This window comes from Lacrimispora sphenoides JCM 1415, assembly GCF_900105615.1.
Taxonomy (GTDB): domain Bacteria; phylum Bacillota; class Clostridia; order Lachnospirales; family Lachnospiraceae; genus Lacrimispora; species Lacrimispora sphenoides.
The window spans coordinates 5,259,927-5,280,052 of the sequence record NZ_LT630003.1; the positions used below are offsets into that span (position 1 = coordinate 5,259,927).

The 20,126-nt window shown below is 45.4% G+C and carries 15 protein-coding genes; all 15 read left to right on the plus strand.

Annotated features, from left to right (window positions below; all coding sequences use genetic code 11):
- Positions 1 to 90: 90 nt before the first annotated feature.
- Positions 91 to 1,416 (plus strand): ABC transporter substrate-binding protein, encoded by a 1,326-nt coding sequence (locus BMX69_RS23800; RefSeq protein WP_100043708.1) that lies wholly within the window; start codon positions 91 to 93, stop codon positions 1,414 to 1,416.
- Positions 1,417 to 1,484: 68 nt separating this feature from the next.
- Complete coding sequence (locus BMX69_RS23805; RefSeq protein ID WP_100043709.1) at positions 1,485 to 2,378, plus strand: carbohydrate ABC transporter permease; 894 nt, start codon at positions 1,485 to 1,487, stop codon at positions 2,376 to 2,378.
- 16 nt (positions 2,379 to 2,394) lie between these two features.
- Entirely contained in the window at positions 2,395 to 3,216 is an 822-nt protein-coding gene (locus tag BMX69_RS23810; protein ID WP_025231512.1) for a carbohydrate ABC transporter permease, read from the plus strand.
- Positions 3,217 to 3,327: 111 nt separating this feature from the next.
- Positions 3,328 to 3,855 (plus strand): GNAT family N-acetyltransferase, encoded by a 528-nt coding sequence (locus BMX69_RS23815; RefSeq protein ID WP_100043710.1) that lies wholly within the window; start codon positions 3,328 to 3,330, stop codon positions 3,853 to 3,855.
- Positions 3,856 to 4,078: 223 nt separating this feature from the next.
- Positions 4,079 to 5,749, plus strand: a complete 1,671-nt coding sequence (locus BMX69_RS23820) for a Na/Pi cotransporter family protein (RefSeq protein WP_100043711.1) — start codon at positions 4,079 to 4,081, stop codon at positions 5,747 to 5,749.
- Between the two features lie 121 nt (positions 5,750 to 5,870).
- A complete protein-coding gene (gene gap / locus BMX69_RS23825) occupies positions 5,871 to 6,902 on the plus strand; it encodes a type I glyceraldehyde-3-phosphate dehydrogenase (protein WP_054791531.1) in 1,032 nt (343 codons plus the stop codon).
- A gap of 186 nt (positions 6,903 to 7,088) precedes the next feature.
- The gene (locus tag BMX69_RS23830) at positions 7,089 to 8,300 is read left to right on the plus strand and encodes a phosphoglycerate kinase (protein ID WP_054791530.1); all 1,212 of its coding nucleotides are present in this window, start codon (positions 7,089 to 7,091) and stop codon (positions 8,298 to 8,300) included.
- Positions 8,301 to 8,405: 105 nt separating this feature from the next.
- A complete protein-coding gene (gene tpiA, locus BMX69_RS23835; protein WP_025231517.1) occupies positions 8,406 to 9,158 on the plus strand; it encodes a triose-phosphate isomerase in 753 nt (250 codons plus the stop codon).
- 248 nt (positions 9,159 to 9,406) lie between these two features.
- A complete protein-coding gene (gene gpmI, locus BMX69_RS23840; RefSeq protein WP_100043712.1) occupies positions 9,407 to 10,945 on the plus strand; it encodes a 2,3-bisphosphoglycerate-independent phosphoglycerate mutase in 1,539 nt (512 codons plus the stop codon).
- A 203-nt stretch (positions 10,946 to 11,148) separates the two neighbouring features.
- On the plus strand, positions 11,149 to 12,396 hold the full coding sequence (locus BMX69_RS23845; protein ID WP_100043713.1) for a hypothetical protein: 1,248 nt from the start codon (positions 11,149 to 11,151) through the stop codon (positions 12,394 to 12,396).
- Positions 12,397 to 12,404: 8 nt separating this feature from the next.
- Positions 12,405 to 14,183, plus strand: a complete 1,779-nt coding sequence (locus BMX69_RS23850; RefSeq protein ID WP_100043714.1) for an ABC transporter ATP-binding protein — start codon at positions 12,405 to 12,407, stop codon at positions 14,181 to 14,183.
- 115 nt (positions 14,184 to 14,298) lie between these two features.
- A complete protein-coding gene (locus BMX69_RS23855; protein WP_100043715.1) occupies positions 14,299 to 15,165 on the plus strand; it encodes a DegV family protein in 867 nt (288 codons plus the stop codon).
- A gap of 27 nt (positions 15,166 to 15,192) precedes the next feature.
- Positions 15,193 to 16,635 (plus strand): sensor histidine kinase, encoded by a 1,443-nt coding sequence (locus BMX69_RS23860; RefSeq protein WP_100043716.1) that lies wholly within the window; start codon positions 15,193 to 15,195, stop codon positions 16,633 to 16,635.
- Between the two features lie 17 nt (positions 16,636 to 16,652).
- On the plus strand, positions 16,653 to 17,642 hold the full coding sequence (locus tag BMX69_RS23865; protein ID WP_054791527.1) for a GerMN domain-containing protein: 990 nt from the start codon (positions 16,653 to 16,655) through the stop codon (positions 17,640 to 17,642).
- Between the two features lie 53 nt (positions 17,643 to 17,695).
- Positions 17,696 to 20,098 (plus strand): ComEC/Rec2 family competence protein, encoded by a 2,403-nt coding sequence (locus BMX69_RS23870; RefSeq protein ID WP_160117900.1) that lies wholly within the window; start codon positions 17,696 to 17,698, stop codon positions 20,096 to 20,098.
- Positions 20,099 to 20,126: the final 28 nt, after the last annotated feature.

Genomic DNA, 20,126 nt, shown 5'->3' on the forward strand with positions numbered 1-20,126 from the left:
CTTTTGGGTCAAAATATTTAATTGAGTTAAAAAAAGAGTTTCGATATACTGATATCAGAAGGAAACAAAGAAACCCAGGAGGAGATTGAGATGAAAAAAAGTTTATTAAAAAGAGTTTCGGCCGTTGCACTTACGGTAGCTCTGGCTGCAGGTATGACAGGCTGTGGAAGCAAAGGCAGTGCGGCTCCGACGAACGCCGGCAGTTCAGGGGAGGGAAAGACAGAAAAGACCGTTTTAAATGTCTGGCACCAGTGGTCCAATGATACCAATGAACTAAAGAAAAAATATGACGAGGCGGTTGCCGCTTATTTGGCAGAAAACCCCAATGTGGAAATCAACACCCAGACCCTGGATACGGAGGCTTATAAGACGAAGATATCCGCAGAGTTTGCAGGAGATGCAAAAGGAATTGATGTGTTCTATTACTGGGGAGCAGGAACCGCGAGAAAGATGATCAATGCGGATAAACTCCTTCCTCTGGATTCCTATATCACAGATGATATTAAGGGAAAACTTCTGGAGGGCTCTACGGCAGCTTTTGAATACAATGGAAAAACTTATTCTCTTCCTTCCTTTTCCTGGTACATGACCTTATACTGCAATAAGGCCTTATTTGATCAGGCAGGAGCAGAGCTTCCAGATACATACGACAAACTGGTAACCGCAGTTGAAAAGCTGAAGGCTCTTGATGGGGTGACCCCTCTGGCTTCCGGCGCAAAGGATGGCTGGAATGCGGCATTCATCTATCAGGCACTGGCACTGAGGACCGTAGGGGCAGAGGAAATCAACAAGATGCTTTCCGGCCAGGCTCCCTTTGAAGGAGAGGGCTACGCGGAAGCGGCGGATAAGGTCCAGGAATTATACAAGATGGGGGCATTTGGGGCCAATCCTCTGGAGCAGGGCAATGATGATGCCAATGCAGCCTTTGGAACCGGAAGGGCAGCCATGAGGCTTATGGGAAGCTGGTTTGCAAATGGAATTTATACAGATAAGGCCGTTACCATCAATCCGGAGGATGTGGTGGCAATGAAAATCCCCATGATTACCGGCAAAGGAAATGAAACCGATTATTGCGGCGGATTCGTAGAATCCTTCTGGGTAAACAAGAGCACGAAGAATCCGGATGAGGCAGCTAAATTCGCAATCTACATAAACGAAAAGATGGGTGAAGCTGCTTATGAGTCAGGCTCAGGGTTCAGCGGTTGGAAAACAGAGGTGGATGAAAAGGGTTTAAATCCTCTTTTTGTACAGATCAAGGATCTCCTTTCCCAAGGAAAGACCTCAGTCCTTGCATGGGATACCTCTCTTGATGCGGAACCTGCCACCATTCACAATGAACAGGTGCAGACCCTGTTCGCTCCAGGTGCCGATACAGGTGAGTTTATAAAGGAACATGAAGCAGCTATTAATAAGTAAGTAAGAGCAAAGGGGGTATCGCTTACAGAAACAGGCGATACCCATTTTTTATCCAAAGGAGATTGACCATGAATAACATGTTGGGAAAAAAGAGCTTTGTGGCCTGTTTTGTGCTGCCTGCGCTCATCCTGTTTATCAGCTTTAGTATGATCCCCCTTTTTATTTCCGGAGCCTACAGTCTGTTCCAGTACGATGGCATGGGGAAAATGAAGTTTATCGGACTTGGGAATTACATAAGGCTGTTTGCAGAGGACCGCCACTTTGTGAAGGCCGTTATAAATTCCTTTCTTTTAGTGGGCGCATCCTTACTCATTCAGCTGCCCATCTCCCTTTTTCTGGCAATGGTCCTTGCAAGGGGAGTAAAAGGAGAAAAGTTCTTTCGTACCGTTTACTTTTTGCCGGTGGTCATTTCCAGTATGGTGATCGGTCAGCTTTGGATGAAGATGTTCAACAGCGAATATGGGCTTTTAAACCATTTAATCCGTTCTCTGGGAGCCTCTGATTTCAGCTATTCCTGGCTCTCCAATCCCAAGACTGCATTTCTCTCCACTTTGATTCCTGCAGTGTGGCAGTATATTGGCTACCACATGCTGATTTTTTATGCAGGGATCAAATCCATTTCTCAGGATTATTATGAGGCGGCTCAAATCGACGGTGCCAGTAAGTGGCAGGTGAATACAAAGATTACCCTGCCTCTCTTAGCGCCGGTGATTAAGACCTGCGTCATATTCTCCATTACCGGTTCCCTAAGGGCCTTTGACTTAATCTATGTCATGACCGGAGGCGGCCCAAACCATGCCAGTGAAGTGCCTGCAACCCTGATGTACAACAATTTATTCCGCAGAGGCCTATATGGGTATGGAAGCGCACAGGCATTTTTCATTGTAGTGGAATGCCTGCTGCTTACCTTTATTGTAAGCAGGCTGTTTAAAAAAGCGGAAGAAAATGCATCAGCTATATAAATGAGGAGGCGGTCCTATGAAGATGAAAAAAAAGATAAAGTTTTTGCTGCTGTGCCTCATTGCACTGACTCAGCTTTTTCCCTTATATTGGCTTTTTACCTTTTCCTTAAAAAGCAATGGAGAGATATTTGGAGAAAACCCCATCGGGCTTCCCCAGATCTGGAGATGGGAAAATTACGGAAATGCATTTACCCAGACAAACCTAATCCGGTACTTTTTAAACTCCGTATTCTATTCCATGGCAACCGTGGCCGTTGCTGGAATTTTATCTGCCATGGCTGCTTACGCCATAGCCAGAATGAAATGGAAGCTTAAATCCCTGGTATTTGGAATTTTCGCATTGGGAATTATGATTCCGGCCCAGGCCGCACTGCTGCCCCTGTTTCAGGTACTTGATAAGACTGGTTTAAAGGGCGGATACTTAGGACTTTTGATTCCTTATATTGCGGGAGCTCTTCCCATGAGCATCATGATATTAATCGGATTTTACAAAAGCATACCCATAGAAATAGAAGAGGCAGCCTGTATTGATGGCTGCGGGATTTTCCGGTGCTTTGCAACCATTATACTTCCCATCGTCAAGCCGGCGATTGCCACAGCTTCTATTTTTACATTTTTAGGGACCTGGAACGAGTTAATGTTAGCCAATACCTTTGTGGACAGCGACCGTTACCGGACCTTGCCTGTGGGCATCATGTCCTTTGCAGGTCAATATTCCACTGATTGGGGGTTGATCGGAGCGGGCATGGTCATTGCCACTCTGCCCACCATTGTTATTTATTTTATACTGAGCAATCAGATTCAGGATAGCCTGGTTGCAGGTGCGGTGAAAGGATGATAAAATTATGCTTGATAAAAGAGGAAGAGGTTTATTGGGGCTGATGCTATGAATGAAGATTAGCTCCTGCATTCCTGCCAGTTGTAATATTCTGAAAGGTGAAAGGTACGTATGAACATTATTATTGAGAAGGGAACAAAATACGACATTGATCAGCTTGAGCAGCTCTATGACGATCTGAATGATTTTCTGGAGACTGGCATTAACTATCCCGGTTGGAGGAAAGGTATATATCCGGCCCGTGAAGATGCAGTTAACGGTGTTGCAAATGAAAATCTTTATGTTGCAAAGGCTGCAGGAAAGATCGTAGGTTCATTGATATTAAGTCATGAGCCGGAGTCTGCTTATCATAAGGTGCAATGGGGGATAAATGCTGACTATTCCGATATATTTGTGATTTATACGTTTGCTGTTCATTCTGAATACCTTAAAAATGGAGTTGGCATGGCGCTGATGGATTTTGCAGTTCAACATGGGCTGAAAGAACACGCAAAAGCGATCCGCCTTGATGTTTATGACAAGAACTTACCTGCTGTTAAGCTGTATGAAAAATGTGGATTTACGTATGTGGACACCGTAGATCTGGGACTTGGAAACTATGGATTGCATTGGTTTAAGTTATATGAAAAAATATTGTAAATTTCTCCATGGCAAGAGCCGCCCGCTGATTTTCGATCAGCAGGGCGGTTTTTTGGTTTGAACGGATATTGGTTTTACCTATATTTCACCAAAATTTTACATAATTTTTAAAAAACATTGAAAAAGCAATTCCGCCTATGTTATATTTTAAACTGTGCGTCTTCCGGAGAGAGGAAGGCGTGCTGGAATAAAAACATAATCAGTGTTTATAAGGAGGTACTACATGTCTGTAAATGACATATCGAGTCTGTTTGGTTTTATGGGGGGACTGGGAATGTTCCTGTATGGCATGAATACCATGGCAGACGGCATGCAGAAGAGCGCAGGAAGCAGGATGAGCCGTATTTTGGGAATGCTTACAAACAACCGTTTCCTGGCGGTGCTTCTGGGCGCACTTATCACGGCAATAATCCAGAGCAGCGGAGCGACCACGGTCATGGTGGTCGGCTTTGTAAGCGCCGGGGTGCTTAATTTGACCCAGGCGGTCGGCGTTATCATGGGGGCTAACATTGGAACCACTATTACGGCCTGGATCGTATCCATGAATCAGCTGGGAGATGCATTTTCCATATTACAGCCCTCCTTCTGGGCCCCTCTTTTTATTGGAATCGGAGCGGTTCTTCTGCTGTTTGGCAATAAACAGAGGATGAAAACCATAGGAGAGATTCTGGTGGGCCTTGGCATGCTGTTTGTTGGCCTGGATTTTATGTCAGGAGCAATCTCTCCCTATACCGATGCCCCTATTTTTTCAGAGGCATTCCGGCTGTTAGGAAGAAATCCTTTGCTGGGCATGCTGATCGGCGCCTTGGTAACGGCTCTTCTTCAAAGCTCTTCCGCATCGGTAGGAATCCTTCAGACCCTTGCCATGAACGGTGTAGTTACTACCAATGCAGCTATATTTATCACTCTCGGCCAGAACATCGGTTCCTGCGTGACTGCCCTCATTTCCAGTATTGGTGGATCCAGGACTGCAAAGCGGGCAGCAGTGATCCATTTGTCCTTTAATGTGCTGGGAGCTCTTATTTTTGGCATCGGTTCTTTTGTCCTTTTTATGGTTACCCCGGCTTTGGCGGCCCATAACATCACTGCAGTACAGATTTCCATATTCCATACCTTCTTTAACCTGACAAATACACTCATCCTGTTCCCCTTTGCGAAACAGCTGGTGGACTTATCCGGATTTGTTGTTCCGGAGAGAGGAACCGATGATGGAGAGACGGCGGGAGAGGAAGCCGTAACCATGAAGCACCTGGATGAGAGAATCTTTGAGTCTCCCGCTTTTGCGGTAGAAACAGCCTCCATGGAGGTGGTACATATGGGACAGATCACTTTGGAAAATGTAAAGCTTGCCATGGACGCGGTCCTCACGAAAAATGCGGATAAAGTAAAAGAAGTGTATAAAATAGAAAAGACGATCAATAATATGGAAAAGATGTTGATGGAATATCTGGTCAAAATCGACAATCTGTCCCTGACAGAGGAGCAAAAATTGGTAGTCAACAACTTATTTTACAGTATTAATGATATAGAACGAGTAGGCGACCACGCAGAAAACCTGGCGGAGCAGGCGGAATATATGGTTCAGCATGAAATCAGTTTCTCCGGTACCGGTGCCTCTGATCTGGAGGTCATCTGTCAGGCAGCTTATAACTCCTTTTTTCATTCCATCGAAGCCAGAAGAAAAGGTGACATGGAAGATATCCGTAAGGTGAGCAAGTGGGAGGATGAAGTGGACCTTCTTGAGGAGGAGCTTAGGGAAAAGCATATTGAACGACTTTCCTCAGGCGGTTGCAATCCCTCGGCAGGTGTTGTGTTCCTGGAGCTTATCAGCAATCTGGAACGTATTTCCGACCATTCTTATAATCTGGCCAGCTATGTAAAGAGTGAGGTTTAAGGAGAGCAAAACCAAAATAAAAAAAAGGACTTGCTATTTAGTGGAATATTAGGTAAAATAATGGGTAGTTGATTAATATTTAACAATCAAATTTAATTTTATTCTTAGGAGGAATTGAATTATGGCAGTAAAAGTGGCGATTAATGGTTTCGGCCGTATTGGCCGTCTTGCATTCAGACAGATGTTTGGCGCAGAGGGCTATGAAGTAGTAGCTATTAACGATTTAACAGATCCAAAGATGTTAGCACATTTATTAAAATATGACACTGCTCAGGGCGGATATGCTGGATACTATGGTGAGGGTATTCACACGGTAGAAGCTTCCGAGGACTCCATTACTGTAGATGGTAAGACTATTAAAATTTATGCTCAGGCAAAAGCAGCTGAACTTCCATGGGGAGAGATCGGCGTTGATGTAGTTCTTGAGTGTACAGGATTCTACTGCTCTAAGGACAAAGCTCAGGCTCACATTGATGCAGGTGCTAAGAAGGTTGTTATCTCCGCTCCGGCAGGAAACGATCTTCCAACCGTTGTTTACAGCGTAAATGAGAATGTATTAACAGCAGATGACAAGATCATCTCCGCTGCTTCCTGTACAACAAACTGCCTCGCTCCTATGGCTAAGACTCTTAATGATTATGCACCGATCCAGTCCGGTATCATGAGCACAATTCATGCTTACACAGGCGATCAGATGATCCTTGACGGACCTCACAGAAAAGGTGATTTAAGAAGAGCAAGAGCTGGCGCTGCCAACATCGTTCCAAACTCCACCGGTGCTGCAAAGGCAATCGGTCTGGTTATTCCGGAATTAAACGGCAAGTTAATCGGTTCCGCACAGCGTGTTCCGGTTCCGACAGGCTCCACTACCATCTTAACAGCAGTTGTTAAGGGCGCAGACGTAACCAAGGAAGGCATTAATGCAGCTATGAAGGCAGCAGCAAGCGATTCCTTCGGATACAATACAGATGAAATCGTTTCCTCTGATGTTGTTGGTATGAGATTTGGTTCTTTATTCGATTCTACTCAGACCATGGTTTCCAAGATTGGCGATGATTTATATCAGGTTCAGGTTGTTTCATGGTATGACAACGAGAACTCCTATACAAGCCAGATGGTTCGTACAATTAAGTACTTTGCTGAATTAGGCTAATGATCCACAAAGGGTCCGGTCGTTATGGACCGGGCCTTTTATTTTTTAAATCTTGAAGAATAAAGGAAACGCCTTACAGGTATTCCTTTATGCCCAAAAAGAACGGGTAATAAATAGGAAACACCTTATAGGCATCCCTTTATGCCCAGAAAACATGGGCAATAAATAGGAAAGGAGCATTGAAATATGCTTAATAAGAAAACAGTTGATGATTTGTCCGGATTACAGGGAAAGAAAGTTTTAGTGAGATGTGATTTTAACGTGCCGTTAAAGGATGGAGTGATTCAGAACTTCAACCGTATTGACGGAGCCGTTCCTACGATTAAGAAATTATTAGACCAGGGCGCAAAAGTGATTCTTTGTTCCCATTTAGGAAAGCCGAAGGGCGAGCCTCTTCCTGAGTTGTCTCTGGAACCGGTTGCTCCTGCTTTAAGTGAAAGACTTGGGGTGGAAGTTAAATTTGTAAACGATCCAAAGGTAACAGGTCCTGAGACCAGAAAGATTGCTGAAGAATTAAAGGATGGAGAAGTTCTGCTGCTTCAGAACACCCGTTACAGAGTGGAAGAGACTAAGTACGGCAAGGATGAGAGCGCAGATGAGTATGCAAAAGAGCTGGCTTCCCTTTGCGACGGCATTTTCGTAAACGACGCATTCGGTACCGCTCACAGGGCTCACTGCTCCAATGTAGGCGTTACCAAATACACAACAACCAACGTAGTTGGTTATCTGATGGAAAAGGAAATCAAATTCCTGGGCCAGGCAGTTGAGAATCCAGTACGTCCTTTCGTGGCAATTCTGGGTGGAGCAAAGGTTTCCGATAAGATCAACGTAATCAATAACCTGCTTGACAAGGTTGATACACTGATCATCGGCGGCGGCATGGCTTATACCTTTGCAAAGGCTCAGGGCAAGGAGATCGGAAATTCCTTATGTGAAGAAGATAAGCTTGACTATGCTTTAGAGATGATTAAAAAAGCAGAGGATAAGGGCGTTAAACTGCTTCTTCCTGTAGATAACTTAGAAGGCAAGGAGTTTTCTAATGATACAGAAAGAAAGGTAGTAAGCGAGATTGATCCAGGCTGGTCAGGATTTGATATCGGACCAAAATCCATTGAACTTTTTAAGGATGCTTTAAAGGGCGCCAAGACTGTTGTTTGGAACGGACCGATGGGCGTATTTGAATTCTCTAATTTTGCAGAAGGTACTTTAGAGGTATGCCGTGCAGTTGCAGAGCTTTCCGATGCAACTACAGTTATCGGAGGCGGTGACTCCGTAAATGCGGTTAAGAGACTTGGTTTTGCTGACAAGATGACTCATATCTCTACAGGCGGCGGTGCTTCTCTGGAATTCTTAGAAGGCAAGGAACTGCCAGGCGTTGCTGCAGCAGATAATAAATAAGAAATCCGACTTACGATACCGGCCCGGACAAAGAATGACTGTCCGGGCCTTGCAAACAGGAGATCCCGGTCTTCTGAATGACAAACATAAAGGAAGGTTGATACTATGTCCAGAAAGAAAATTATTGCAGGTAACTGGAAGATGAATATGACTCCAACCGAAGCGGTTGAACTGGTGAATACATTAAAGCCTCTGGTGGCAAATGATGAGGTAGACGTTATTTTCTGCGTTCCGGCTATTGATATTATACCGGCAATTGAAGCTGCAAAGGGAACAAATATCCACATCGGTGCTGAAAATATGTACTATGAGGATAAAGGAGCCTACACCGGAGAGATTTCTCCCGCCATGTTAAAAGATGCAGGCGTGAAATACGTGGTAATCGGCCATTCCGAAAGAAGGGAATACTTTGCGGAATCAGATGAAACCGTAAACAAAAAGGTTTTAAAAGCCTTTGAATACGGTATCACTCCTATTGTTTGCTGCGGAGAAACACTGACCCAGAGAGAACAGGGAATCACTCTTGACTGGATCCGCCAGCAGATTAAGATCGCTTTCTTAAATGTACCGGCAGAGAATGCAGCCAATGCGGTAATCGCTTATGAGCCGATCTGGGCCATCGGTACCGGAAAAGTTGCTACAACTGAGCAGGCGCAGGAGGTTTGCGGCGCGATCCGTGAATGCATCGCTGAAATCTATGACGAAGCTACAGCGGAAGCGATCCGCATCCAGTATGGCGGTTCCGTATCTGCAGCAAGTGCACCGGAATTATTTGCACAGCCTGATATTGACGGCGGCCTGGTTGGCGGTGCTTCCTTAAAACCAGAGTTTGGAAAGATCGTAAATTACAATAAATAAGTGGGTAAAAGCTGCTGCCCCTTCCTTAAATGGTGGGGAAGGCAGCTTTTTCCTCATAATAAAGGTGGGTACCGGAGCCTGGTTATTATTTCATCATTCACCGGTTGCAAGAAATGGGTAAATCATGTAAAATATATACTGTGAGACAATGATTTCTTTAAGATTTCCCACGCTTATGAGGCATAACGATATAGATGTAAGATGCTTCTATTACAATAGAACAAAGAAGAGAAAAAGGAGAACTAGTTATGAGCAGAAAACCGATTGTATTAATGATACTTGATGGTTATGGATTAAATGATAACTGCGACCATAACGCTGTTTGTGAAGGCAAGACCCCGATCATGGATCAGCTTATGAGCCAGTACCCATTTGTGAAAGGTAATGCCAGCGGACTGGCAGTAGGCCTTCCTGACGGACAGATGGGAAACTCAGAAGTAGGACATTTAAATATGGGCGCAGGCCGTATCGTATATCAGGAGCTTACCAGGATTACAAAGTCCATAGAAGACGGTGATTTTTTTGAGGTGGCTGAATTTTTACAGGCAGTGGAAAACTGTAAGAAATCCGGATCAGCCCTTCATATGTGGGGCCTGGTATCCGACGGCGGAGTTCACAGCCACAACACCCATATTTACGGCCTATTAGAACTGGCAAAGAGAAACGGCCTTGATAAGGTCTATGTTCATTGCTTCTTAGATGGACGTGACACGCCTCCGGCTTCCGGAAAGAGCTTTGTGGAAGCATTAGAAGCAAAGATGAAGGAGATCGGTGTAGGTAAAGTTGCATCGGTCATGGGCCGCTACTATGCAATGGACAGAGATAACCGCTGGGACCGTGTGGAACGGGCATACAATGCCCTGGCAAAGGGAGAAGGAAACCATACGGAATCGGCAGCTGCCGGAATCCAGGCTTCCTATGACAAAGGGGTTAACGATGAATTTGTGGAGCCATTTGTTGTGACAGAAGATGGAAAACCGTTAGCTACGGTGAAAGACGGCGATTCCGTGATCTTCTTTAACTTCCGTCCTGACCGGGCAAGAGAAATAACCAGGGCATTCTGTGATGATGAGTTTAAGGGATTTCCAAGAGAAAAGCGCCTGAACCTGACTTATGTATGCTTTACGGATTACGATGAAACCATTAAAAACAAGCTGGTTGCTTTCAAGAAAGAATCCATTACAAATACCTTTGGCGAATTTTTGGCTCAGAACAACATGACACAGGCCAGAATTGCTGAAACTGAAAAGTATGCGCATGTAACCTTTTTCTTTAACGGCGGAGTGGAAGAGCCGAATAAGGGAGAGGACAGGATCCTGGTTCCTTCTCCAAAGGTTGCCACCTATGATCTGCAGCCTGAGATGAGCGCTCCCATTGTATGCGATAAGCTGGTAGAGGCGATCAAATCAGGAAAATATGATGTGATCATCATAAACTTTGCAAACCCTGATATGGTTGGTCATACGGGAATCGAAGACGCAGCCATTAAGGCGATTGAAACTGTGGACACTTGTGTAGGAAGAACTGTTGAGGCGATCAAGGAAACAGAGGGAATTCTGTTCATCTGCGCTGATCATGGAAATGCAGAACAGCTTTTGGATTATGAGACAGGAGAGCCATTTACCGCCCATACCACCAATCCGGTTCCGTTTGTCCTGGTAAATGCTGACCCGGCTTATAAGTTAAGAGAAGGCGGCTGCCTGGCAGATATCGCTCCTACTCTGATTGAACTGATGGGATTAAAACAGCCAAAAGAGATGACAGGAAAATCATTACTCGTGAAATGAGTTTAATTATGCCAAAAATAAGGGCTTTCCAGTGATTGTGCTGGGCAGCCCTCATTTTTGTATACGAATTAACCTTTCCTATCCGGTGGCAGCAGGCTTACTTTATGTAAACTGTAAATTAAATTTGTCCATATTTTTTTTATGCTTCCATTTCTAATGAAAATAAGATAGAATAGAGAAAGATATCTTAGGAAGGGTTTCAGATGAGTATTCGAATCAGATTTTCTTTGGAGCCAAAGAAAAAAATATTTTCAGGAATAGTCTGGAATGGCCAGTCAGCGGAAGGTATGGCAAAAGAGCTGGCAAAGGAAATGGGGTACCGCTGTTTTAGGATCGAAGGATTTTTGATTGTACAGCTATGCCAGGAAGGCTATGTCTGGCTTAAGTGGAGCAAAGGCAAGCTTCAGGGAGAGAGTCAGACGAACATTGCCGGCCCTGGCTTTCATGCGGCAGCCATCGATTTTTTGGAGAGGCTGGCCAAAAAAGAAAAGCTTAAGCTCAGGCTCGAGGACAGGACCGGATATTATATAAAGAGGGACTTTCTTGCCATGAGACAGAAATACTTTTACCAGTGGTTTTCTGATCTTATGAAGTTGGTATCCGGATGGAGCGGGGATGGGGAATACATGTTTTGCTGGCCTGCGGTCTATTATATACCGGATCGTCAGGAGGGGAAACTGGTCACCCATATTCGGTCATTTTCTTTTAAAGAGATAAAAGGAATGATGCATTCTGGTATAGGCGTTGCATTTGCCAGGGATTTTTTTGTATGGAATGAATTGGAAATGGATGCTTATTATTACAGAAACAGCGCCATGGTCCTTCTTCATCAGTTCTGTTATTTCATGCCGTCGGCCCGCAGCAGGCAGGATGAGCAGGTAAACCAGCAAATTATCGAGTTCCTTGAAACGTCGCTTTCCATGGACCGCAGGCTTCCCTTCCCCAAGAAGGAGTATTTGGAGGTATGCAGCCTTGACGGCCATATTCCTGTGGATTTAGAAGGCGTGACCGCTTTGCCGGAGGAGGTTTCCATTGGATGCAGAAAGCACCTGGTTTACCGAAAGATCGGCAATATGAGCTTTGGGATTCCGGGGAATTTTCTTTATGATGAGTCAAATAGCGGCAGCATGGACCATTACTATGACGGAAACGGATATGGAGGCCATGATTATTACATCTACGCAGCAGTTTTTGAAGGGCGTAAGGCCGAGTTTAAGAAGCAGTGGTTTGAGCAGGGGAAAGGGCCGGAAATCGTGGATTTTGACGTAGAAAAGGCCAAAGCAAGGGTTGCTTTTTATGAACCGGAGGAGAAGGAAGGGGAAATCCTTTATGGGATGTCCGCGCAGGTGCTTTATAAGGAGCAGCGTATGAACATTAATATTATAAGCCGAAAGCCGGGGGAAAGGGATTGGGCTTTGGGACTTATTAAAAATATTAAGATTACAGAGTAGAGGATTATATGAAACAAAATGAGATGAAAACGGGCACATTGTTAAAACGCTTTGTGCCCTACTATAAAAAATATACCAAAGTTATGATCATGGATTTATTCTGTGCATCGCTTACCACCATCTGTGAAATGGTATTGCCTTTGATCTTACGTTATATTACCAATCAGGGATTAAGAGATATGACATCCCTTACGATTCGTACGATCATCGGGATCGGCGCCCTTTATTTTGGCCTCAGAATTATAGACGGAATGGCCAGCTTCTATATGGCTTACACGGGCCATGTCATGGGAGCAGCGATTGAGACCGACATGAGACAGGATGCATTTGCACATTTGCAGAAGCTGTCGGATAATTACTTTAACAATACAAAGGTTGGACAGATCATGTCCCGGATCACCAGCGACTTATTTGACGTGACGGAGTTTGCCCACCACTGTCCGGAGGAATTTTTCATTGCCTTCTTAAAGACGGTGGTATCCTTTATTATTCTTGCGGGGATCAATCTCCCCCTTACGCTTATCATTTTCCTCCTGATTCCGGTTATGGCGGTATCCTGTACCTACTTTAACTTACAGGTGAGAAAGGCGTTTAAACATCAAAGAAACCACATCGGGGAGCTGAATGCCAGGATTGAGGACAGCCTTCTTGGAAACCGGGTAGTCCGGGCATTTGCCAACGAAAAAATCGAGATTGAAAAATTTAACCGGGATAATCTGGAATTCCTGGAGATTAAACGGAAAACCTATAAGTACATGGCTGCTTTCCAGAATACCATCCGGATGTTTGACGGTCTGATGTATGTGGTGGTCATCGTCGCAGGCGGCATATTCATGATTAAGGGACTGATCGAGCCCGGAGATCTGGTTGCTTATACCCTGTATGTAACCACACTCCTTGCTACAATCCGCAGGATCATCGAATTTGCGGAACAGTTTCAGAGAGGAATAACCGGAGTCGAACGTTTTATGGAGTTAATGGATGCCAGTGTGGACATCTTTGATGAAGAAGGAGCAGTGCCTCTTCATGATGTAAAAGGTAATATTACCTTTCATCAGGTATCCTTTGAATATCCGGATGACCATAATCCGGTGCTGAGCAGCATAAACCTTGATATCAAAAAGGGAGAAAAGGTAGCTCTTGTCGGCCCATCCGGAGGCGGTAAGACAACGTTGTGCAATCTGATCCCCCGCTTCTATGATCCGACGGAGGGTGAGATCCTCATTGACGGCCAGGATATCAGGAATGTGACCTTAGAGAGCTTAAGAAGCACCGTAGGTGTGGTACAGCAGGATGTGTATCTGTTTTCGGGAACGGTTTTTGAAAATATTGAATACGGACACCCCGGAGCTTCCAAGGAAGAAGTGATCCAGGCTGCAAAGCTGGCAGGAGCTCACGAATTCATAACAGGATTAAAGGACGGCTACAGTACTTACGTGGGAGAGCGGGGGGTAAAGCTTTCAGGAGGACAAAAGCAGCGTATCAGCATTGCCAGAGTATTTCTTAAAAATCCTCAGGTGCTGATTCTTGATGAAGCCACCTCTGCTCTTGATAACGAGAGCGAGCATCTGGTATCCCAGTCTCTGGAACGTCTGGCAGTAGGCCGCACTACACTGACCATTGCCCACCGCCTTACCACGATCCAGAATGCAGACCGGATACTGGTGCTTTCCGACAGCAATATTGTGGAAGAGGGAAATCATGAGGAGCTGCTTTTAAAGCGGGGAATGTATTATCAGCTTTATACGTCTGCGGGTGAAGAAGAACAGGCTGCCCTGACAAGGTAGTCATATACCGTGCAGCAGGCTACAGGGGATTTGAACCTCACAGCATTCGCCAGATGCATCAATGCAGGCAATCCTGCGCCTGGCTCATTGCTTACGGAGATGAAGGAGAACAGAAATGAAAGTAGCTATAGTAACAGACAGCAACAGCGGAATTACCCAAAGACAGGGAGCGGAAGCTGGGGTTTACGTAGTACCCATGCCGTTTATGATGGCAGGGGAAACGTTCTATGAGGATATCAGCCTGACACAGAATGATTTCTATGAAAAGCTGGAGGAAGGGGTGGACATTTCCACCTCTCAGCCATCTCCGGCCGATCTTCTGGATCTGTGGAACAGACTGTTAGAAGAATATGAGGAAGTAGTACACATTCCCATGTCAAGCGGATTGAGCAGTGCCTGTCAGACTGCTCTAATGCTTGCTGATGATTACGAGGGAAAGGTGTTTGTCATCAATAACCAGAGGATCTCTGTCTCTCAAAGGCAGTCGGTTATGGAAGCTAAGAGAATGGCAGATGATGGAATGACTGCAGCTGCCATTAAGGAAAAGCTGGAAGAGACGAAAATGGAATCTACCATTTATATTACCCTGGATACGCTGGAATATTTAAAAAAGGGTGGAAGGATCACTCCGGCAGCTGCTCTTTTGGGGACATTTTTAAGGATTAAACCGGTTCTTACCATTCAGGGAGAGAAGTTGGACGCCTTTGCCAAGGCAAGAACCATGAAGCAGGCCAAAACCATGATGATTACAGCCGCGAAAAAGGATATGGAGGAGCGGTTTGGAGATCCGGAAGGAATCCGTACCGCTATTGCCATTGCCCATACCAATAATGAAGCGGCTGCCATGGAATTTAAGAAGGAGCTGGAGGAGATTTTTCCAAAGACGGGAGAAATCTACGTGGACAATCTTTCTTTAAGCGTATCCTGCCACATTGGGCCTGGAGCACTGGCCATTGCATGTACGAAAAGGCTGGATGTATGACAGAAATAAGGTTGGAGGTGCAGGGACATGTTCCAGGTAAAGTTTTTTAATCAGAAACATGCCATAAGCCTGCGGGTCACCTTAATCATAGCCCTTCTGGTGGTTGGAATCATACCGGTATTTATTCAGAATTCAGTCATGCTGGGTACTTACCGGCAGAACCTCATTGAGTCCAGAATGCAGGACATCCAAAACCAGTGTTGGATTTTAAGCAATAAAATGACAAGGATCGGGTACCTGACCATGGAGCCAAGGGACCCTCTTTTGGATAATGAAATGTCCGTAAAGGCAGATATGTTCAATGGGCGTATCGTGGTGGTAAACCGGAATTTCAGGATCATCAGCGATACTTTTTCCCTTTCTGTGGGAAAGCTCAATATATCTGAGGAGGTCCTCCGCTGCTTTGACGGAGAAAACAGCAGCAAATATAATACGGATAAACATTATTCGGCGTTAACGATTCCTATTTATTCCAACAGCCAGGAAAAGGAAATTGCCGGGGTTATGATTGTGACGGCATCCACGGAGGATTTACTGAACCGGGTCTCTGTGGTATCGGAAAAGGGAGCATTTCTTCAGCTTATGATCTTTTCCGTTCTGGCCATCATTGTGGTCTTACTTGCTAATCTCTTGATGAAGCCCTTCCGGGAGCTGCAGCGGACGTTAAACAGAGCAGCAGAAGGGGATATGGACGAGAACATCAGCCCCTATGCCTATAAGGAAACTATAAAGATTACGGAAACCATTAACCTGACGTTAAAGAAGTTAAAGGCAGTGGACCAGTCCAGGGAAGAATTCGTCTCGAATGTTTCCCATGAACTGAAGACCCCGATCACATCCATCCGGGTGCTGGCTGATTCCCTGATGGGAATGGAAGATGTTCCGGCGGATCTTTACCGGGAATTTTTAAGTGATATATCCGATGAAATCGAGCGGGAAAACAAGATCATTGATGACCTGCTTTCTTTGGTCCGCATGGACAAGACTGCTGGGGGAAATTTAAACATTGCCCAGGTGAATATCAACGGACTGATGGAGCTGATCTTAAAAAGGCTGCGCCCCATCGCCGGGAAACGAAATGTGGAGCTTACCTTTGAAAGCATCCGGGAGGTCACTGCCGATGTGGATGAGATGAAGCTGTCCCTGGCTTTAAGCAATCTGGTGGAGAATGCCATCAAATACAATGTGGAAGGCGGCTGGGTACGGGTGACCCTTGACGCGGACCATAAGTTTTTTTACGTAAAGGTGGCTGATTCCGGAATTGGCATCTCGGAAGAGTTCCAGGAGCATGTGTTTGAGCGGTTCTACCGGGTGGATAAGGCCAGATCCAGAGAAACAGGAGGCACAGGCCTTGGTCTTTCCATTACAAAAAAGATCGTGCTGATGCACCAGGGAGCCTTAAAGCTTCAGAGTAAAGAGGGCGACGGAGCCACATTTACCGTACGGATTCCGCTCACGTATATTTCTTAGAAACAGGAGGCTATTAGATGAAACTGAAACTGCTAAGGAGGGGGCTCCTTTTCCTGGTGTGCTTTCTATGTCTGACCGGCTGTGGAAAAAGAGAAGGAAAGGGAGCGGAAACCATTGGAGATGTGTATAAGATTTATTATTTAAACTCTGCCATGACAAAGTTGGAGCCTCAGGATTATCACATGGCTCAGAAACCGGAAGGGGACATAGAAGATGCGACGGACTGGAGGATCAGAAATCTGATGGAACAGCTACGCACTGTACCTAAGGATTTAGACCGGCAGGCAGCAGTTCCGGATAAGGTCGGCTTTGAGCGTTACAAGCTGGAGGACACGGTCCTTTATCTGTATTTCGATAACAATTATGCCATGATGAATGGAACCAGGGAGATTCTATGCAGGGCATCCCTGGTAAGAACACTGACTCAGGTAAAAGGAGTGGACTATGTTGCCGTGTATACTGCGGAACAGCCTTTAATGGACAGTTCCGGAAGTCCGGTAGGGCCTATGGCTAATTCTGATTTTATTGACAATATCAGCAATGTCAACTCCTATGAGAAGACAGAGTTGCCCTTGTATTTCTCTGATGATACCGGTGAGAAGCTGGTGAAAGAGACAAGAGAAGTGGTGCATAACGTAAACACTTCCTTAGAAAAGCTGGTCATTGAACAGCTGATTGCCGGTCCGGGAAGGCCGGGGATGAATCCGACTCTGCCAAAGGATACAAAGCTTCTTAATGTGTCGGTCAATGAAAACATCTGTTATATTAATTTTGATTCCGTATTTCTTAATAACAACCTGGAGGTAAAGGAATATATCCCGATTTATTCTATCGTGAACTCCCTGGCTGCGGCCTCCTCCATCAATAAGGTGCAGATTACGGTAAACGGTTCCCAGGAAGTCATGTTCCGGGATTCCATTTCCTTAAACCAGCTTTTTGAACGCAATCTGGATTACAATGCGGAAAATGAAGAAGTATCTAGTGATATAGGAGGAACAGAACAATAAAACGCCCATTATGTCTGATCGCAGGGGGATTTGTACTTGGAGAGACTGCCGCTTTGCTGGTTTTGACATCCTGGCTTTTTATTCCGGCTTTTTTAGCTGCCGGAATTGTTCTTTATGGTTATTGGAGAGGCAGAAACCGGCTTTGGGTTCTTTTGCCTCTTCTTTTTTTATACCTGGGTGCGGCCTGGGCCGGATATGATTGCAAAAGATGGGAGGAAAGGGAAAGAACCATTGAGGAGCTTTCCGGTGGTTATGTGGAAGCAGAGGGAAGAGTTTCTTCTTTTGAAGAAAAGAATGGATCTCTTCAGATTGTTTTAAAGAAAATTAAGGTATGGAAGCAGGAAACCAGCTATTCTGTTCCAAGTCTGATGGTGTCTGTGAAGCTTTTTGGAGAGCCGGGCACAGACACGCCGTTATATCCCCCAGGAACTGGCGATAATAAAGATATAAGTCTGCGGCTGGGACAGCTTATCAAAGTAAAAGGAGAGGTACAGCCTTTTCAGTCACCAAGGAACCCAGGGGAGTTTGACAGCAAGGAATATTATGAGGGTCTGGGGATTGACGGAAGGTTTCTTGGGAAGGAACTGGAGATTCTGGATCCAGGAGAAGACCCTCTCTTAGATGGAATACGCCGGGCCAGGGAATGGGGACGCGCCCTCCTTTATAAGTATACCTCCAAAGAAGATGCCGGCGTATTAACAGCGGCGGTTTTAGGGGACACGGGCGGACTTCCGGAAGATATTAAATCTCTATATCAGAAGAACGGAATTTCCCATCTTCTTGCAATCAGCGGCATGCACATGTCCTTCCTTGGTCTTTCTTTTTACCGGATTTTAAGGAAAACCGGTCTGGGCCTTGGAAGCGCAGGTCTGGCAGGAGCTGTCCTGGTTGTCTTGTACGGGATTTTAACAGGCAGCGGTCCTTCGGTGATGAGGGCAGTGATTATGATGTCTGTCGCATTTCTGGCCTCCTATCTTGGAAGGACTTATGACCTTTTATCCTCCGCTTCCCTGTCGCTGCTGCTTCTGGGACTTAAGTCACCTCTCCTCCTTGCCAATGGAGGTGTTCAGCTGTCCTTTGGAGCGGTTTATGCCATCGGAGGAGCAAGCCCCATCATTGAAAAATGGCTTGGAAGGAAACGGTTCCTGTCAAGTGCAATTTCTACGGGAGTAGCGGTACAAATGGTCACCATGCCAATTACATTATATCATTTTTATCAGATTCCTTTCTATGGACTGTTTTTAAATCTTCTGCTTATTCCATTAATGGATTGGGTGGTTTGTTCCGGAATCGGCATTATCTTTCTTGGAAGCTTCAGCCCCCTTCTTGGGATCGGCGCGGCGGGAACAGGACATTATATTCTTGCCTTTTATGAATGGATCTGCGGGAGCATGAAAGGACTTCCTGGGTACAGCCTGACCTTTGGCAGACCGGAGGCTGGACGGCTGGCGGCTTACGGACTTATTCTGGTCGCAGGGCTTTCCTGCCTGAAAGTCTGGGAGGAGTATGAGGCTAAAAGAACCGGTGAGAAAAAAGAAGAGAAAAAGGAAGAGAAAAAGGAAGAGAAAAGGAAAGGTAGTTTCTTTGGATTAAAAGTTCTTTTCCTTGCAGGTATGTATTGCTTTTGCATTCTGTTTTTTAAGCCTGGTCCTGTGCCTGGTCTTGAAGCAGTGTTTCTTGATGTGGGACAAGGGGATGGCATCCTGCTGCGGGCAGGAAGGTCTGCGGTTTTAGTGGATGGAGGAAGCTCTTCTAAAAAATCTCTGGGCAAATATTCCCTGGAGCCTTGTTTAAAAAGTATGGGAATACCTGTGATTCATTATGCATTTATCAGCCATGGGGATCAGGATCATTTAAGCGGTGTCGCCTATCTTTTGGAAAACAGTGAAGATATAAGAATTGAAAATCTCATGCTTCCCTATCATGGAAGAGAGGATGAGGCAATAAAGAAGCTGGAAGAACTTGCAATGCGGCGGGGGACCAACGTGATGTATGTGGCAGGAGGAGATGGGGTTCAGATAGAAGACCTTTGCATTACCTGCCTGTATCCGGGAAAAGAAGACATACCGGAAACCACCAATGAGGAGTCAGAAGTATTAAAAATGGACTATGGAAGCTGCCGCATGCTGTTTACAGGAGACATGGAGGAAAGAGGAGAAGAAAAGCTTCTTGAAAGGCCTGGGGAAAGGCAGATGCTGGCAAAAGTGAATGTGTTAAAGGTGGCTCATCATGGTTCGAAATATTCTTCCGGGGAGGCATTCCTTGACGCGATAAAGCCCCGGTGGGCTGTGGTGTCTTATGGGGTGGGTAATTCTTATGGACACCCTCATCAGGAGGTTTTAGACCGCTTAAAAGAGAGAGGAACTGAGGTTTTCAAAACAGGAGAAGGAGGGGCCATAATGATGTGGACCGATGGGGAGAAGATCCGTTTTGAAAGTTTCGTTGACGGAGAGTAGTTCTCCCGTTATAATTAGAGAGGATAAA

What these genes read in the sequence shown, in the direction of transcription:
- BMX69_RS23805 (WP_100043709.1), top strand. Translation starts at nt 1,485, where the DNA reads ATGAATAACATGTTGGGAAAAAAGAGCTTTGTGGCCTGTTTTGTGCTG.
- BMX69_RS23850 (WP_100043714.1), top strand. Translation starts at nt 12,405, where the DNA reads ATGAAACAAAATGAGATGAAAACGGGCACATTGTTAAAACGCTTTGTG.
- BMX69_RS23860 (WP_100043716.1), top strand. Translation starts at nt 15,193, where the DNA reads ATGTTCCAGGTAAAGTTTTTTAATCAGAAACATGCCATAAGCCTGCGG.
- BMX69_RS23800 (WP_100043708.1), top strand. Translation starts at nt 91, where the DNA reads ATGAAAAAAAGTTTATTAAAAAGAGTTTCGGCCGTTGCACTTACGGTA.
- BMX69_RS23830 (WP_054791530.1), top strand. Translation starts at nt 7,089, where the DNA reads ATGCTTAATAAGAAAACAGTTGATGATTTGTCCGGATTACAGGGAAAG.
- BMX69_RS23855 (WP_100043715.1), top strand. Translation starts at nt 14,299, where the DNA reads ATGAAAGTAGCTATAGTAACAGACAGCAACAGCGGAATTACCCAAAGA.
- gpmI (WP_100043712.1), top strand. Translation starts at nt 9,407, where the DNA reads ATGAGCAGAAAACCGATTGTATTAATGATACTTGATGGTTATGGATTA.
- BMX69_RS23820 (WP_100043711.1), top strand. Translation starts at nt 4,079, where the DNA reads ATGTCTGTAAATGACATATCGAGTCTGTTTGGTTTTATGGGGGGACTG.
- BMX69_RS23845 (WP_100043713.1), top strand. Translation starts at nt 11,149, where the DNA reads ATGAGTATTCGAATCAGATTTTCTTTGGAGCCAAAGAAAAAAATATTT.
- gap (WP_054791531.1), top strand. Translation starts at nt 5,871, where the DNA reads ATGGCAGTAAAAGTGGCGATTAATGGTTTCGGCCGTATTGGCCGTCTT.
- BMX69_RS23815 (WP_100043710.1), top strand. Translation starts at nt 3,328, where the DNA reads ATGAACATTATTATTGAGAAGGGAACAAAATACGACATTGATCAGCTT.
- BMX69_RS23865 (WP_054791527.1), top strand. Translation starts at nt 16,653, where the DNA reads ATGAAACTGAAACTGCTAAGGAGGGGGCTCCTTTTCCTGGTGTGCTTT.
- tpiA (WP_025231517.1), top strand. Translation starts at nt 8,406, where the DNA reads ATGTCCAGAAAGAAAATTATTGCAGGTAACTGGAAGATGAATATGACT.
- BMX69_RS23810 (WP_025231512.1), top strand. Translation starts at nt 2,395, where the DNA reads ATGAAGATGAAAAAAAAGATAAAGTTTTTGCTGCTGTGCCTCATTGCA.